The organism is Nitrospirota bacterium (genome assembly GCA_016235245.1).
Lineage (GTDB): Bacteria > Nitrospirota > Thermodesulfovibrionia > Thermodesulfovibrionales > UBA6898 > UBA6898.
Map to the genome: position 1 here is coordinate 1 of JACRLO010000040.1, position 17,704 is coordinate 17,704.

Genomic DNA, 17,704 nt, shown 5'->3' on the forward strand with positions numbered 1-17,704 from the left:
CGGATGGACAGCATGAACCAATCGGTGATACAATTCGTAACTGTTGCTCATGTTTGGGGCTCCTTTGGTCGTCAGACAACCAAATTATGCCTCAACATGGGCAACCTTGCTACTTCCTTAAATTGGTAAGGGAATCAGTGCCGAAGTAACAAGACTTTCATGCCTACTCTCCAGTTCATTGTTTGCTCGCTCCCGAATCATCGATTTTGATACTAGACCTCTTGCAAAAGTCTGTTAGCATTTGAATTCGAGTTCAAGATTATAGATTGCCGCAATCAGATTGAACCGTAGCCCAAAACGTTTGCGCCGATTACGATAGCGTTCGCTCAAAATGCGGAAAATTTTCAGACGGCGAATGATATTTTCAATCAAAATGCGTTTTCGTGAAAACACCCGATTGCTGGCTTTTTGTTCCTGGGTCAGTGGATGCAGTTTAGTTTTCTTGAATGGGGTCTGACTGTTCCCATGCAATTCCATCAACCCTTGATACCCAGCATCTCCTAACACGCCGATGTGCTGTGAGATTCCGGCACGACTGTCCTTGAATAACTGGAAATCGTGCGTATGTCCCATGCCGAAATCCGTGGCCAGAATTTTTTGCGTGTTCAAATTCGCAATAACTTGGGCTTTCTGGGTATGCCGTTTCTTTTTACCGCTATACGACTGCCGCTGTTTTTTTGGGGGCGTTCAATCGGTTGTTCGGTGGCATCCACCAAGACAACCTCAATAGTTGTATCATTGGGGCGAAGGGCTTTCTTACCGGGCAAATGAAATTGCTGTGATTGGATCAGAACGTTCTCGATTTTCTGAACGGTGCGACAGACCGTTGCCTCACTCACGCCATAGGTTAGTCCGATATGAAACTCGGTGCGGTATTCGCGCCAATACATCAAGGTCAAGAGTAATTGGTCAGCGCGACTCAACTTGGGTGGTCGCCCAAACAAGCGCAGTCCTTTTTCGACCACCTGCAGCATTTGATCGAAGACACGGCGGGAAACGCCTGTAGAACGTTTGAAATCGGTATCTTTCAGTGATTTTACAGTTTCATATTTCATGTGCATATTATCGCACACTTATGCAAGAGGTCTATTAGTGTTTTCAAGCCTGATTTAGGGAAACCCCACGGCTTGGTAGTGCGTACGAGTAGGGTCGTCAACGCACTGAATGTAAGCTTGATTCAATTTTTGTATTTGCGCATCGGTGAGATGGAATCTGCGTTTAGACATGTCCCAACCTTAGGACTTTTACCTGATTTGTCCATAAGGTGTTACTCCTCTGCAAGTACGGAATGCTCATTCACTGAGATATGATGTTTTCAAGCGTTTATGCTTGTCTCCCCAAGAAAACACACCTATCGCCAACGCCATATGCGCTAGACAATAGGTGCTTGGTCAACAATCACAACATTTGTCTTTGCGACGCAACTGGACGATATATGAAACTGGCCACAGGAATAGTTTTTCGACAGCTTCTCCCATGAAGCTCATTTCATTATAACCAGGGGTCAAAGACAAACGAACTCACTATTCTATTTTACCATGTCGCTGGTAAAAAGGCAAAAACCAGGGTATTTTGCACCTAATCATTCTGTGATGAATGGTGAGTAGCATTCGTTCACCAAGATTCCCCATCCTGTAACCGAATCACGCTTGTTATTGTCTAGGGTCATGTCCGAATATGGTGTGCGAATAATTCAGATATGCTATCAAAAATTCTGGCGTAACCATCGACCTTTACTTCCAGTCTATCACCAGGGTCCGCATACCATTGCTTCAGCGCCGCATGTAGTGATTTTTCGTTCCGTACGCCTATAACAATGGTCAGGCGATCAGTCATCTTGACCCAAAGCGAACTTTTCTATCATGGTGCGCTTTCTCAATTCAATTTCTGGGATCCGAGTGCATATCGGCAATCCCTAGTCTAACCGGAAAACTCAATTGCTTGCGCTTGGACTCTCCGGCGATAATTCGAGTTCAAAGTAAACGACGCGACTATGATAGACGCGGTGGCGAAAGACGCTTTCCCAAGTCTCATAGCCATCGGCTTCTACATGCAACAACAAGGGAATGTCTAACGTATTCCCAGGAAGTTGAACCGAAAACTCATTTACATTTCGCACGATTTCATGATCCCCCAATTTCACTGACCGCACTTTCACGGGTGTCCTTCTGACTTTATCAACCACCGTGAAATGAAAAGTGAGGGTCGCGTTTTCTTCGGTTGGGCCCGCTTTTGGTTCGACGGGAAGGCGAATGGTCTCTCCAGCGACAATGCGAATCCGCGTAGGTGCCGGGCTCGCCACAGGATTCGGAGTCGATGAGCCACAGGCGCAAGTGATCAAGAGCATCCCGGCGAGCAAGACAGTTTTATGCAGCATGATTGGATTCCGTCTGCAAGACCTCGCGAACGATCTCCGCGATTCGCTCAAGTTCAGATTCAGCCACCGCCGGCTTGGCAAGCGTAAAGACTTCACCCGCGATGGTCTGAAAAGTGATATGCTCGCGTTGCTCGATCCAGGGTCTTCCAACGATCTGAGCTTTGCAATCCTCGACCGCTAATAGCGCGAATGCATATTGGAATAACTCGCGTGTGGCCGGAGGCTGCTCATCAAGAATCGAAGAGAGCATCCCAAGTTCTGGAGGAATATCACTCGGCATCACTGTCCCCCCTGGGCGTTCGTTTTTTTTCGACGCCTTCATCTGGTGTGACTTGTCAGATTCCTCATTACTGCAAGGAATCAAAGATCAAACTGCAACAGGTTATGGCACCCTCTGCTTTTTCCAATTCGGATACGTCGATGCATCTAACTCCAATGCCTCTTGCTTCTAATCGCTCGCGCGTTCGCGGAAATGATGCGGAGTAGATCAATTGATTTCCGATGAGTAACGTATTCGCTGCCAATGGCTCTTCGTCAGCTACATCAATGAAATCCATTCCTGGGAAATAATTGGTCACAACGAGTCGACGGTTAATGAGCAAAGTGCTGTGTCCCACTTGGGTTACAGCGGACTTGAGGTGTAAGCATTCGCCCACAGGAACTGTTACGATGCGATATCCAAATCGAGCCAGGGTAGCCAAAATCTGGTTAATCCCCGACGCATTGCTGCGGCTAGATGATCCCACTTAGATGGTCTTGCCGATTCTCAGCACATCGCCGCCATCCAATGTGCCGGGTGGTTGGATAAAGATTAACTCGCGATACTCACCCAGTCTCTTGGCTACCGATTCTGTTTCTAGTCTTCGCGATTCCGCCCCTGGTCTGGTAATCAGTGCCACCTCGTCTAGGACTAACGCTGTATCTTCTACGAAAACGGAATCCGGGAGTTCGGGTTCGGCGGAAAGATGAACGATTGAGCATCCCAATGCTTCCAAAGTTTTTTCATACTCGCGATGCTGTGCACGCGCAAGTTCAATATCGATTTCAACGCGTGGCAGGTAGGTCAGTTCACATTGCCCCATCTTGGGGCTTATCGATCGAGTCATGGCGATGAGCATAACAATTCTCTCAAGATCGACGATGGTCGTCTGTCAATAAAACCGGAGTGTTCCCTTCGCCTTATCGATTGACGATCATTCAGTTAATCCACTCTATATAATCGCAACCGTAGATATAGTTGGTGCAACCCCAGAAAGCCCAGGGCTTGCCATTTTTTATTCCGCTTCGCTTGACCAAATCTGCCGTCCTGCAACGCGGACATTTCTTGAAGATGGGAATTCCACTCTCGACTTCGAGCTCGCTGATGAACTTGGATCTATATGAACGGTCCGCAATGAAATAGACCTTTTCTTTGGCTCGCGTCATCGCTACATAGAACAGCCGCCGTTCTTCACCGTTTTCAAATTGGTCGGCTTTACTGAGTAGGAGATTCAAGAGAGGATCGTCGGAAACCTGGGACGGAAAACCATACTTACCGGCATTGCAGTTCAAAAGGATGACAATATCCGCCTCAAGCCCTTTGGATCCATGGACGGTTAAATACTGCGCCATCATCGGTGGACATGCACGGTTTTGCGAGGGTAGGTCGTAGCGGATTTGCCCATTTCCCTTGTTGATCCTGAAAAGACCTTGCGCATTTTTGATCCGGTCGAGGTCAAAGGAATACCGACCCAAAAGTAAGATTTGTTTTTGCGGAAGATCGGGCGTGGTCGCGCTAATCTCATTGAACACCTGCTGCAAGGCCAGGGTATCATCTCGATCCTCTGATTCCGAATAGACGATTTTGTAGGTCGTCGAACTTGATCCTACGTCGGGTTCTTTCAGGGCTTTGACTTCCTGATTCGGATTCTTGAGGATGAAATCGCTGCTCAATTTAATCAGGGGCTCATGAAAGCGATAGGTGGTTTCAATTTTCGATTTAACGGTCCGCCCAAAGAACTTTTCAAACTCTCTAAAGAGGGCAATGTCACTCCCGGTAAAACGGTAGATGGATTGCCAGTCGTCTCCAACACAGAAAAGCTTGCAGTCGGGGTTTTGGGTTTTGAGGGCACGAACCAGTTGATAACGACCAATTGAAATATCTTGAAACTCATCGATGATCACATAACGATATTGCCTGGGATACTTTCCTTCCGTGATATACGAAGCGGCTTGATTGATCATGTCGTTAAAATCAATCTTGTTTTGCTCGGCGAGGTACCGTTGGTAACGCTCATAGATAGGTTCAATGAGGGCAACGACGAGTGCGTTTCGCATTCGTTCAAAAGGATCCGGGGTTTGACCATTGCGCGCGCAAACATCGGCGATGGAATAATTGTTGGATTTTAAAAGCGCAATAAAGGTTTCCAGGAGAGTAAGGAAACTATCAACCTCATCTTGGCCCGATTCAAGGATAATCTTCCAGATTTCCGTTGGCGATTTAGGTTGGAGCAGTAAACCTGCCGCTTGGAGCTTTTGGGCTAGGTTCTGGAAGAGCGCTCCTTCGGTCATCTCGTAGCTGTACGTTTCGATTAAGGTCGTATTGTGCGCGCGGTGTGTATCCCGTGCCCAGTTAATTTTCGCCCAGTATCGCGTTTTCGCATCCCGAAGCGTTTCGCCGGGTCTTGGGAAGAAAGGAGGTACATCGCCGTTGCGCGCAACGCCACAATGTTCAAGATAGACCGTGCGACCGTTCTGAGTAATCGTGAAATCCGGTTTGTATTGACGATGCTCTGCATCCGCTACAGCGTATTCGTAAGGTCGTTCATATTCATAATTCAAATTGTTGAACAAAAGAAAGTTCGCGATCCGACACTCTTCGACGCTCTTGACAATCTCGGTTTGATACGTCTTACGGCTTTTCCCACGGAGTTCCTTGAGCTGATAGGGTCTAAAATTCTGATCTTTGAGATATTGAATATAGTCGCCTTGGTTCCTAAACTCAAACGGAGATCGTGGTCGCTTGAGAAATTCCGTAAAGAACTCGATCACTTGACCGAGGTAACCCGAGTCAGCGATCAATTCATCAAGGAATCGAACCAGCAGCGACTTGAGCTGTCCTTCGGTGGGGTTAAAGATACTGGGAGAATGACCTTCCACTGCCGCGATCACATCGAGTCCGAACTTATGAAAGGTTTTGACTTCGATGCCATCTATCTTGATGCGACCGGCCAAGTCAGACGCGGATTTGTTGGTGAACGAAATCAGGAGAATATCTGGAGGAGCAACGGCGTATCGATCGATGACGTAGCAAACCTTGCCAAGAATCGTGGTGGTCTTGCCAGTACCTGCACCAGCGATGACGAGATTATTATCTTCATCCATAACAATGGCGGTTCGTTGTTGGTGATCCAAACTCTTTCCCGGAATGACCGTGTCGAAAAACTCGCCATACCTCTTAAGTTCCTCATCGAGGAATCTTTTGTTGTACTCGGCGCGAAGTGTCTCGGCTTTCTGATAATCATCCGCAAACGCGCGAACAGTTTCCAAGTCTTGTGGCTGTAGTCTCAAGTTGTCGAGCTTTTGATCTTGGATTTCTTGGAAGACTCTAGCATAGGCATCTTTCCAAACGCTCAATTGATGATTGGAAAAATATCCTGCCTCAAAGTTTGCATGGTGTGAGAATTGCTCGACCGCTTCACGAATGTGATCCCATTCAGCTGTGAGAAAATCTCGTAGCTTCTGATTGGCTTGGTTTATTTCGTTTGCTTGTTTTGCCCGAAGCTCAGATTCCTTTTTGCTGGACTGCTGATGCCAAAAATAAAAAAGAATCCCAGCGACATATAATATCAAAAGAACAAAACCAATGAGCAGAACGATAAGGCCGACGGTAAACATGATAGTGGATCGTGAGTCCTCAAAAGGATGAACTGCTTAAATTAGCCAGAGGGCGGGAATGCTACGCTTTCTCTCTGCAGGAATAGCTGCTAGTTTGAGACACTGCCTGCTGTTCTCGTTCCAGGGCATCATCTAGATACGAACGATTCAAAATGATCGTTTCCTCTTCACGAATATAATGCGCACGGACTGAAATATCGCCGTAGCGTTGAGCGACCGCGTGCTGGTACAAAGCAAGTTGCACGCCGTACTTCTGCAACGCATAGACTCGCGCGTCTTCGTTTTTTGTCTGAACCGATCTGTTTTGAAATCCACAATGAACCCTTGACCATCCATAGATTGCCAGAGCGCATCGAGCGCACCGTGAATAATTCGTCCTTGCCATTGAACAACGAAAGGAACCTCTGTGTTTCCTATGTGGCGTCTTGTTCAGTTTTGCCATCTTCTTTTGTTCTTTCTTCGCGGAGGACATCTCGCGCCAGGTCGATTAAGTGAGCCAACGTCTCCTTGTCCACGTCCGGTTTGACAATGGTAAATATATCGCCGGTTGCCGTCTTGAAAGTTAAATGCTCCCGCAGATCGATCACGCGCCGCTCAATCACCTGCGCTTTGTCATCCTCAAGCAAGAGTAGCGTGAATGCGTACTGGTATATCTCACGCACCCTTGGCGATTGAGCGTCCAGCATGCACGCAAACATTTTCAGGGCTGGCGGCAGATCATTTGATATTTGTGTTTCCATTGAAGCGTTTACTCACCCCATTCGCTGTAATATTGTCCTCGCTGGTAGCGATAATGTAGACGTACCCGAGGTATCACTTTATTGGCTAGAGACGTCAGTTGATACCCAATTAGCACATCGCAGCTAGCAGGTCGGTATTTCATCGTTCGCCACCCCAGGTTGCGACGGTAAAAAAAATCCGGGGCTGACGCCTGAGTACTCTCACCGGTTTTTTCAATTCGACCTCCCAGTTTGTTGTGCCTGGTTGTCGAATCGAAACGTGGCATGTGGCTCCTTCACGGGTCGCTCCATGCCAATGTCACGTTCCACCTGGGATTGTCACAATATCGCCTTGCGGGCATATCGTCCGCTCTGTCTCTGTCGCAACGATTCCCTTGCCCTAGATAAAATGCAGAACCTGGTCTTTCTCGTGAAGGTGGGGGCGCGTGCGCGCGCCCACGCCAAAGCAAACCACCAGGAGTTCCAGCTCTTGGCTGTGTTCGCTTCCTACCTGCATGCGCGTGCGTATGTTCTCTCCGAAGGATGAACCGGTGTCCGGCTTTGCTAATGAGTGACCACGCTGGGAAATTGCAGGATCGGGAGCGTGGGATATCTAAAGTTTGAGTTTGCTCCAAGCATCCTACAGTTTTACCTAGACGTCAGTCGAAGAAGTCGGGTAATGATGTCAGGTTAACAACAATCTCCAGTTGCTGACCCTACCAAAACGCACGGCGGCATACTAACTGTTGTGTAAAAGAAAGGAGCCGAGTATCCTTGGGTAATCGCCAAATTACCTAAAGGAGGATACTCATGGCTCCTGCCCAGCAGGATACCGCAGTTGCACCAATTGGTCAAGAACAGTTTCAAGAATTTATTCGCGCTCAAATGCGCGAAGCGGTGCGGATAGCACTCTGCACCGTGCTCGAAGAAGAAGTGACGGTTTTGATTGGTGCCAATCCCTATGAACGAACCGCCACACGCCGCGATCACCGCAATGGGTATTATGCCCGTGACCTGGACACCAGTGTCGGTCACCTGGAAGATTTATCCGTGCCGCGCACCCGACGCGGACACCAAACACAAGTCTTTGAACGTTACCAACGGCGGCGTGCCGAAGTCGATCAGACCATTAGCGAAATGTTTGTGCGTGGTGTAAGCACCCAGGGTGTCGGCGTGGTGCTGGAACATCTCAATGGCACCCAACCGAGTGCCTCAACCGTCTCGCGGGTCTTTCATTCGCTCGATGAAGAATACACGGCTTGGAAAAAGCGTCCGCTCGCAGAACACTATGCCTATTGCTTTGCTGATGGCACGTACTTCAGTGTGATCTATGAGCAAGAAGGCTACAAAATGCCCATTTTAGCCGTGATTGGTGTGCGTGCCGATGGTCAGCGCGAAGTCCTCGCCTTCAGCGTCGGTGATCGCGAGAACCAGAATGCTTGGGAACAATTGCTCGACGAGCTCAAAACACGCGGCGTGAAAGCGATTGATCTCTGGATCACCGATGGCAACCAGGCGATGTTGAATGCGATTGCCGCTAAGTTTCCAACCACGTCGCGCCAACGCTGCATCAAACACAAAATGGAAAACGTGTTGAGTTATGTACCGCAGAGCCAACGCGAAAAACTGTATCCCGAACTGCGCGCGTTATTCTATCAAGACAGTCGTATCCAAGCCGATCAAGCGGTCGCGGCATTCTGTGCTAAATACGAAGCCAGTTATCCGACCGCTATCGAATGTTTGAAACGTGACTTGGATGCTTGCCTCACATTCTACGCCTTTCCGCGCAAACACTGGCGTACAATTCGGACGACCAATGTCATCGAGCGGTTATTTGAAGAGGTCAAGCGGCGCAGTCACAAAATGGGAGCTGCGTTTCGGAATGAATCGAGTTGCTTGTTAATGTTCTATGCCGTCGTCCGCACTTTGAAATTTCACAACGTCATCATGTCAAACTAGGGCGACCCAGGACTCGGCTCTCTACTTTTACACAGAACTTGACAAACCGCCTATGCCCGTAGTGAAGTCAATCACTTGCCACCAATCATTATGTGGTCGATTAGCCGATATCACTCTTGTCCAAATCCATTATTGCAAATCTGTGTTGACAGCATTCTCAGAAGAATTGTTCTCAGTAATACCTTTGAGTTCGTTCGAAAATGCTGCCCGTAAGTTTTGACTGAAATCATTGAATGCATCAAGCTGCTTGATTCTGGACTCTAGTTCTTCTTTCTTGTCTTGCTGTTCTTTACCCTCATTTTCAGGTTCTGCCTGAACAAGCTGAACAATTATCGATATATCGTCGCCTTCAAATGGTCCAACTGCGTTCTGTAACCATTTAATTGTTTTTTCATCTGTCGCATTCAATGCCGCTTGATAGAAAACATATTCGAGCCAAATGCGCGCTGCCTGGTCGATTCCTCGAGCGATGTCCAACCATTGTTTAATTGCATCAGAGTCCTCGATAGAATTATCTGATTCGGACGGACGAAGGTTTGAAAGAGCGTAGAAATAGGGGTTTGAATTTTCTGGATCAAGTCTAGTGAGAGCACGGAAAATAGGCTCGAAACTTTCAAAGGGACGATGTCCAGTTGGGAGAGAGGATCGGTGTTGCCAAAGCTTTAATATTGTTTCAAAGCAACGTTGTTCTGCTTCCTCTTTATCACCGCCTGTTGAATTTTCAGCGATGGTCATTTGTTCAGCAACATAATGAGCCATCCAACGTGCGAGCGTATCAACGCCTGGATTTAAACCGAGTTCTTCAACCAATGCCTTACCCAAGTTGATAGTACGTTTCCGTATCTCTGAGTTTTCCGTCTGCTGAGAGGATACAGACTTTACAATGCGGTGGTTTGTATCCATTTACATCCTCGTTTCTCTTGTAATATCTTTCCTTAAATCGTCTATTAATTTGTACCTTGAAGATGAGTTCGCAGTCTAGCGTTAAGCAGAGTTTGCTTAACAAACCCAATGATGCACTCAGCCGACTGCCGCGTCTAAGTGGGTCTTCATCCTGATTAGGCTTATTTGTACACCACAGTTCACACACTATGGATGGTATATCTGCATTTGGTAAAAACCATTCTCGCCGATCTAGGTCGACAGATAACCCTAACTGCTTAGCAATTGATTCTCCAACCTGTTCGGGTGGAAAAGCTATTTGGCTTGCGTGTGGATCATATTCATCCAGACGATTATCAGTATGCTGACCCCCAATCCAGCCTCTAAGTACAAAGGGATATGATCCAAACTCCATACTTTCTTCTTGATAATCAGGTAGTTTGAAATCGTTTGGATCTGGGCAGGTGGTCAATGCGTTCAAGAGCGATTGAGAAGCAGACTGTGAAACAAGAGCAGTCGATACGTAAAAGCTTTCTTCACATTCACGATCACCTTCTTCCCATGAACCAGAGATAGTTAACCATGTTTCACCTCCGCGCTCAATTAGAATCGACCCCAGAAAATCTGTGTCTGATATTTCGGAACGCCAATTCTCAGTTTTCTTCTGGTTAACCCAAGCGGGCTTTAATAGAGGTGCTGGGTCACGACGGTCAGCTAACCACCGCCCATCTCTTCGTGTCAGTGAATGTCGATGAAGCCACTCTCCCCACTCATCCGCAACCCAATCATGGCTATGCACAACAGACATATTTTGAAGCAATTTAGCTGCAACAACAAACATTGCATGGTAGGAAAGATAAAAACTGTAGTTATCAGCTCGCGGATAGCCTCCGTGATCATGCCAGGTTTCACGTTCGTTTCGTGAAGAACGCCATAATCCTGAGCGAGGATCACTTTGAATACTTCCATCCGTAGCCACATGCCATTCATTTATTACGACTTCCGTCGCAAGTTCCTCAACTTGCTTGCCAGAAATTCCAAATACGTCTCCAAGTGGCTCAAACCAATAACTATCAAAATCATATCCGTGATAGAATTTCAAATGCGTATCAACCTTTCCGCTTGTATGCCAATGACTTTCAAGTTTGTCTCCATACTTGTCCATCACCTTGATTGGGAGTTGGCTCACACCAACTTTGTGAATCTGTTCAACAATATCTTTACTGTAGGTATTGGGAAAAGTTTTTTCTATATTTAGCGCAATTTCGGCTGCAAATTTCTGAATGAGAACATGAGGCATAGTCGTGAGCGCATGTTGCGAGAAAATAGAACTGTAGCGTCTTAGTATTTGTGGATTATCGATAGATATTCGGGCTAGAGCTATCAGCAAATATTGACGAGCATGGAGATTGTAAAAGGGGAATTTATGGTTTCCAAAAGCGCCTACCGTGTCTTGTTCCATCCACTGTATTAAAGCACCAATTTCGCGCTCGCAACCAATTTCCGCAAGTCTTCGTACACAATGCGCTGCTTGCCAGCGTGTTTCACTTCGAGGTGAACCCAAAGCGGACCAAACGAATCCTGTAAATGCAACACTCAAATCATCTGGGGGATTTAGCCATCCGGCCCAACAACCATCAGCATATTCATCATCAATATGAAATTCAAATCTATTCAAAGCATAATCAAGCAGGTCTGTTGCTTCTTGCCAGGAGATGAGAGTCGTTGCGATTTCCACAAAGCCAAAAAATGTACTTGCATTTGATAAATCGCTACTACCAGACAATCCTCCAAGGATACCTTTTTGGAAGGAGGACCTTACATCGGCTTCTGCCTGAATACTCTCCAAGAAATATTTCCTCGTGTAATAATTTGTAAATTCAGTAGCAAAACGCTCGGCGATCAGCTCGAGGATCTGCGCCCAATTTCGTTTGAAGCTGGCCTTTTGACGCCAATCGGCTGGCATATAGGAAATAGCGTGCTCGATATCAAAGTAATCCGCGTGTTCGGCGACTACAAGTGCTTGTAAAAATTTCAAGGCATCGCCTTCGTTAAGGCGATTGAATACCTCTTGCCAGAAAGCCTTAAAATCCCGAGATTTGGCAGAAGCGGAATCGAAGTGTTTTATCGCCTGGCTTATTCCTGAACTTGTAGTTAGGTCCAGCTCATGGAAAATTTTTCCCCATTCGATTTGCTCTTTTTTATCCTGATGCTCCGAATAAACAATCCTCTGAGATGATTCCTCACCTTCCTTTTCAGGATTTTCAGCGTAGAAGTTAGCAACGGTATCTAGTTCGCTATTCGCGATGGAATATTGTTGAGCGATTCGTTTAAGTTTCTGCCAACTTTGGTTTGTTGTTTCGTGAAGTCTAAGGTCTCGAATAGCTATATTTAGGATATATTCACGACGATATGTGGAGGATTCTCTATCTATACACGAGGATGCAAAGTCATCGAGTCCATATCCTTGGAAGAAAGCTGACAGAGACCAGCCTACAGAAGGAGAAATAAAATTAGAACTCACAATCTCAGCGGCCAAAGCTGGAAGTTGTCGATCAAACCACCCAACATCGCGATCACGCCACCGACTTAAAGCGGCCAAGGCCGAGGCTGGGGATAACCGGGCACAAATCCTGATAGCTCCATCACGATCAAAATATTTTTCACGAGCGACGTTGTCACCTACCAACTCTGCACATCGAATAAAACGATATGCCATCTCTGAAGATATGTGACCACCTTCTGCAATGCGGTTAGCTAATGCTGCAACTGCCTCCCATCGTTGTACAATTTCGTCACCGAATTTTGAGACGGCCTCAATCGCATAGTTGAAATACACAGCTGCATCATCACGACTTATAGGGAGAACTGCACGAGCAAGGTCAATATACAAATCGGCTTTCGCTTCAGGACCTTCATCTGTTGCAGAGACAATTACTTCGTAAGCAGATTGTTCTAGCTGTCTTCTAATTCCTAAGAGATGCGCTAGGCGAAAAGCACTTCTTGCTGCTTTTAAGCGATCTGGTATCCAAATCTTTCCTCCCTCTTTTATGTAGTCTGTAAAGAACCTCTCCACTTCAGCAGTGTCAGCGCTTCTATATAGTGTCAAAATCTGAGTACATATTTGAGATATTTCGTAAGGGATAGTATCGGAGTCTCGCCATCTTTGTGCTCGCGCCTTTTTTGAACGTTGATCGGCATCTTTGATTGTTTCAGATAAGCCATTGATGCCATTAACTAGAATACGAGCTCGGACTATGTACCAAGGCAACAGTCCACCAACTATCTCCTTAAATTCTCGAATCTCTTGATCGTGTCCCTGTTTTTTGTCTTCAATAAATTCCTGGGGAAGTAATTCATCTAGATTGGGTTCGAGATTGCTCGTAAGGACACTTCTGAGTGCTACTGCACGTAAATAAGTATCGCGTTCACTCCGTGGAAAACGGTCGGAGACAGATTGAGAAGCTCTCATCGGAATATAATGCCTAAGTACCCGCAAGATTTCTGATTTAGATAGATTGCTTGCCGCACATGCTTCGATGAATGACACAAGTGCTGAAGCGGTGGTTTCATTGTATGAGTAACGAGGTATCGGGATACGAGTACGACTCGCAGCGAGCAAATCCAAGCAGAGTTGCAAGGCCTCTGCACGAGGAAATTCCGCAACTTCTAATAGTTCATGCGCTATAGCAATCAACAGATATTGATAGCCAAGATAGTGGCTACGATGATCAAATTGTGGAATTTCATTTATTGCAAGAAAATCACCTGCGTCAACAAGCCGTTTGATGAACTGTCTCGCAATACGATATATGACTTCTGGAGGTCGCCAGCGAAGGAGAAACACTACCGTGCTAGGCACTCCATACAGATTATAATGAGCGAATGTCAACTCCACAATGTCTTCATCTTTTAGATCATCTTGGTGAAATTTGTCCTTACTCTTTTTGCGCTCTTCAAAATACAAATAAAGCCAATTGTTTGCCGCCCTCAAATATCCTCTTGCTTCTCCCTTAAAAGCTTCAACAGATGATAGCAATGCTGCTGAATAGACATTTTCTGAACCATCCCAGCCACTGCGCAACATACGTCGGAATGCTAATTCTTGTACTCGTTGTTCGGTTTGCAAAGGAGCAATCAAATCTACATTCTTCGCCAGAAGTTCTAGCTGCCGCTTATCGCCAGCTACTTCTTCTCCAGCACGCAAAGCTAACTTCATAGCGTCAGCATACTGTTTCAAGTTCAATGCAGCTTTGAAAGCAAACTGAAGACGATACACTCGTATGTTGCGTTCGTCGATTGGGTTATCTTTTGGAAGAAGGTCTTCGGAAAGAGCCAACTCAATTAGTTCACTGTACTTTTCGGCCTGTAAAAGCAAAGAAGGCAATGTCTCAGCAACGTAAGCATGCACACGAGCCAATGGCTTGAGACGTGCAACGTAAGAGTCTATTTGTTCTACGGTTGCCGAGAACTTTCGTCGAAACCATGTTTCCGTTGGCTCATCCCTGAACTGCACAGAGGTATCTGAAAGCCAGAGAGGGCGTCCTAAGTCCGCAACGAAGCTTCTCACTGTTGCTTCATCAACTTCGGCGACTGTGGCGAGTACACTTATTGGAATAAACGGAGGCAACGCTGCGAGTCCGAGACAAATTGCATCTATGTGATTCCGAAAATTGACGGGAAGTGTTTCTTTGACTGCCGAAATAGCATGATCAAGTTGTGCCTCAATTTGGTCTTCGACTGTGGTTCCTGCAGGGCCAAGATTAGCCAGTATTTTTTCAACGGTGGAACCTTCAATACTTAGCGCATTGGCCTGCACACGCGGGTTACCGCTAGTCAGACGATGAAATTCTCGTCCATCGTCCTGAGAAGCTTGCGGAAAGTATCCTCTAAGATGGATGAGGGTTTCTTCCTCTGAAAAAGGCTCTAGCAGTAACTGAGGAATTGTACTAGGGGATTGGAGAAGCGGTATTCGCTCAGTTCGGCATAACGCAACAAGTCGGCAACCCTCGGGTAGAGACTCACGCAATAGTTCATGAACAAAACAGGGCTGGCTAAACTCTTTCGCTGCCATTTCTGCATTATCAGCAGCATCAATTAAGATTACTAGAATTGCGTTTTCATTCGTTTTCTTGAGAGACCTAGCAGCCCAACCTAGCCTGACGAGAAAGCTTCTTAAAATCTCATCTTCGAGAGCAGTCGATTGGGCTATCAATGGATCGCATAATCCATGGGATGCTAATTCATTTGCTATCTGGACAAGGGCATCACGATGACGATGTCGCAATTCGCTCCGATTTCGGTATCGCCCCCCACCAAAACAATCATAAACGAGTCCAAATGAGCCTAATGGTAAAGAATCTGATATCTGACGAGCGAAAACAGACTTTCCAACTCCTCCCGCAGCATGAATTATTATCGGTGTGGATGCATTGAGAATGTGATCTAATAGCAACTTATGCTGCTTTCGCGGAATGGTAATTTCTAATTTTTCAAACTCGGGTGGCGCTGGATATAGAGCGTTTTCAGATGTAGCTCCAAAGCGTTTAAGTATCTCCTCACGAACGATTCTTCCATCCGAGTCGGGCAATGCCTTTTCTTGTACGAGAGCAGTTATAGTATCGATCTGAGGATTATCAACAGTTCCAGCGAGTAGTTGTGATATTTCAGCATGGAGTTCATACCGCTGCGCGTTGTAATCACCCTCCCCATCGATGAATTGAAGCAAACCGCAGAATTTACTCAGAACATCACCGCTCAAATTTGTGTATTTCTCAAGAGTGTTCTGAAAACGTGGCTCTGCTTTGCCCCCATTCGCTACTGTAAGTGTGTTTTCTTTGAAACTATTAGCAATTGGTCTGTTGGTAACAATAGAAAAGGATAGTGTTGGTGAGTTCGGACCTTCAGGCTCTTTAGAGAAATGCTCTGAATAACGTTCTGCAAATCCCTTAATTGTATCTTCCAGATCACTTAAGACGAAGGGTTGCTCTTTTCTTATTGTTGTGTGCTTAAGTTGGAAATAATCGATTTTTGGCGGATCGCTTCTTACCGAGTCTGAATATTCAGCAACATCAATTACGTACTCGCCAGCCAGTTCTCGTTCCTTAGAACCAGATCCCTCAATTACAACATAACTCAACAAAGAGTTAGGATAAATCATTCTTAAGCAGCGACGTGCCGCCCATCGATAATGAAAAACGTCGCCAGCTCTTGAATAACTTACGAGATCATTTTCCATAGTTCTCGGTCATCCTAATATTGTGTCAGTTCTTCATGCAAAATCCCGCCCTGGTACGTTTGACGAGAGCGGACGCGGTCTTGCACTCGCTTGCGCCTCGGGTAGTCTTTCACCTAGGCATATGCAAGTTCATTATATCCCGCTTCTCTTAATCAGCAAAAGTCCGATCAAGAGTGATCTGCAGGGTGCATTTCAGTTTGGGGGCGACTTGTAGACCGCATTCCACATTTCATCAAACCGATCACTGAGTAAGGCGGTCCGAATCGGAATTAAATGCTCCGCACCAGGACGACTCCACCGCATACCCGCTCCCGTGAAACGCGCGCGAAGTTGTTTGCAGCCGCTCTCGACCATGCCACTCCCAATCGGGAAACCGTCTTCGCGTAATTCCAAATATTGCATCCGCCGTTGATTCTTTTCAAAGTAACCCGCCTCGGTCTGGAGTTTATCTGCGAGCGTGGGATGAACTTGAGCTAGATCTTTGATCGCCTGCACGACGCGCCAGGTATGACCTTGATACAAGGGATGTTCCATAGATTTGACCCAGCGTCGGGCTTCGGCCGTCCCTTCACCATGAATCAAATGGGCAACCGTGTTGAGATGTTCGGTCGCATGATACCAGTCGACCGCTTGACGACTCGTGTTAAAATGCTCCGGCACAACGCCGGTCCAAATCCACTGCGCGGCGTCAGCGATAATCAGATTGTCAATGACATAGGGAAACTGACGCCGCTCGGCTTCCGCCCAGATAGCTTTCCCGAAGCGCTCGGGACCGCCCAAAACGGCGGTGTAGGTAATGTTCACCGCATGAGCCCGTTCGACCACGCGCTCCGTCTCGGGCTCTTTTTCAGGACGTTGCTCAATATCAAAGATACAGCCGAGTTTAACTTCCGTATAACCTTCTTTACGCAACGGAATCAGCACGCCATCCATGCCGGCCCCCATTTTTTTTGAGAGGGGTACCGCCCCTGCTCCCACGGTGCCGCGTTGGGGCAAGGCTGTTGCCGCCGCCTGGCGCAGGTCTTCCAAGGCTTTGATTTTTGCACCCCAGGTTTGCACGCGCCGCCACACGCTGGTATCGGAAAAGGTGATGCCGCCCAATTGCTTCAGAATCGTTTCGGTGTCTACGGGCGTCAGGCGACCGCACAGCGCCACCGCGAGTTTCGCCACCGATTCGCTACAGGTCCGTTCAAAGATTTCGAGTTGCTGGTCGAGGGGGGAAAAGACCCTGGTCACAGTGCGAGCAGTAGTAGTAACTCCGATTTAGTTTGAGGTCGCTCACTCGCGACGTAATGGTTTTCGTCTTGTCATCTTTGAAATGCATTTCCCGTTCACAGGTCGGACACCGCGGCCCAGGAACCGGATGTGCCGCGGCTTGGGCTTGCAGCGCGGTGTCCGCCAGGGTTTGACCAATCTGACGCCGAAACTCTAGCACGGTCTCTTCAATCTGCGTGAGGTTTGGACGCTCAGTTTTTTCGACCCAGTCCAGAAATTGATCAATCGTCGCTTCGGCTTGAGCTAACAAGTCTGCTTTCAACTCCGCACGGGTCGGTTTAGCAGTGCGAGTTTTCGGAGTGCGTTTCATGGCAATCACCTCTTCAACGGGATGATCCCATTATGCCATCATTCGCCCCCAAACTGAAATGCACCCGA

At 47.0% G+C, this 17,704-nt stretch carries 8 protein-coding genes and 2 pseudogenes; 1 reads left to right on the forward strand and 9 read right to left on the reverse strand.

From position 1 onward, the window contains the following. Positions 1 to 234 precede the first annotated feature (234 nt). The 5 genes and pseudogenes from HZB31_15640 to HZB31_15660 all read right to left on the reverse strand — a co-directional run bounded on the left by HZB31_15640 (position 235) and on the right by HZB31_15660 (position 6,993). Positions 235 to 1,055: pseudogene (locus HZB31_15640) on the reverse strand (IS5 family transposase). Between the two features lie 1,311 nt (positions 1,056 to 2,366). Beyond that, positions 2,367 to 2,657 (reverse strand): hypothetical protein, encoded by a 291-nt coding sequence (locus HZB31_15645; GenBank protein MBI5849353.1) that lies wholly within the window; start codon positions 2,655 to 2,657, stop codon positions 2,367 to 2,369. Between the two features lie 67 nt (positions 2,658 to 2,724). Continuing rightward, positions 2,725 to 3,495, reverse strand: a pseudogene (locus HZB31_15650) (dimethylargininase). Positions 3,496 to 3,574: 79 nt separating this feature from the next. Continuing rightward, positions 3,575 to 6,253, reverse strand: coding sequence for a UvrD-helicase domain-containing protein (locus HZB31_15655; protein MBI5849354.1), 2,679 nt, complete (start codon positions 6,251 to 6,253; stop codon positions 3,575 to 3,577). Positions 6,254 to 6,666: 413 nt separating this feature from the next. Continuing rightward, the gene (locus HZB31_15660) at positions 6,667 to 6,993 is read right to left on the reverse strand and encodes a hypothetical protein (GenBank protein ID MBI5849355.1); all 327 of its coding nucleotides are present in this window, start codon (positions 6,991 to 6,993) and stop codon (positions 6,667 to 6,669) included. Between the two features lie 789 nt (positions 6,994 to 7,782). Between HZB31_15660 and HZB31_15665 the strand changes: the two genes are divergently transcribed. Then, positions 7,783 to 8,931 carry an IS256 family transposase gene (locus tag HZB31_15665; GenBank protein MBI5849356.1) on the forward strand — a complete coding sequence of 383 codons (1,149 nt, stop codon included), beginning with the start codon at positions 7,783 to 7,785 and terminating at the stop codon, positions 8,929 to 8,931. A 129-nt stretch (positions 8,932 to 9,060) separates the two neighbouring features. Here the strand turns inward: HZB31_15665 and HZB31_15670 are convergent, their stop codons facing one another. The 4 genes from HZB31_15670 to HZB31_15685 form a co-directional block, all read right to left on the reverse strand. Further along, complete coding sequence (locus HZB31_15670) at positions 9,061 to 9,741, reverse strand: hypothetical protein (protein ID MBI5849357.1); 681 nt, start codon at positions 9,739 to 9,741, stop codon at positions 9,061 to 9,063. Positions 9,742 to 9,745: 4 nt separating this feature from the next. After that, positions 9,746 to 16,051, reverse strand: coding sequence for an ATP-binding protein (locus tag HZB31_15675; GenBank protein ID MBI5849358.1), 6,306 nt, complete (start codon positions 16,049 to 16,051; stop codon positions 9,746 to 9,748). 192 nt (positions 16,052 to 16,243) lie between these two features. Further along, positions 16,244 to 17,221, reverse strand: coding sequence for a hypothetical protein (locus HZB31_15680; GenBank protein MBI5849359.1), 978 nt, complete (start codon positions 17,219 to 17,221; stop codon positions 16,244 to 16,246). Positions 17,222 to 17,240: 19 nt separating this feature from the next. After that, the gene (locus tag HZB31_15685; protein ID MBI5849360.1) at positions 17,241 to 17,636 is read right to left on the reverse strand and encodes a hypothetical protein; all 396 of its coding nucleotides are present in this window, start codon (positions 17,634 to 17,636) and stop codon (positions 17,241 to 17,243) included. Positions 17,637 to 17,704 lie beyond the last annotated feature (68 nt).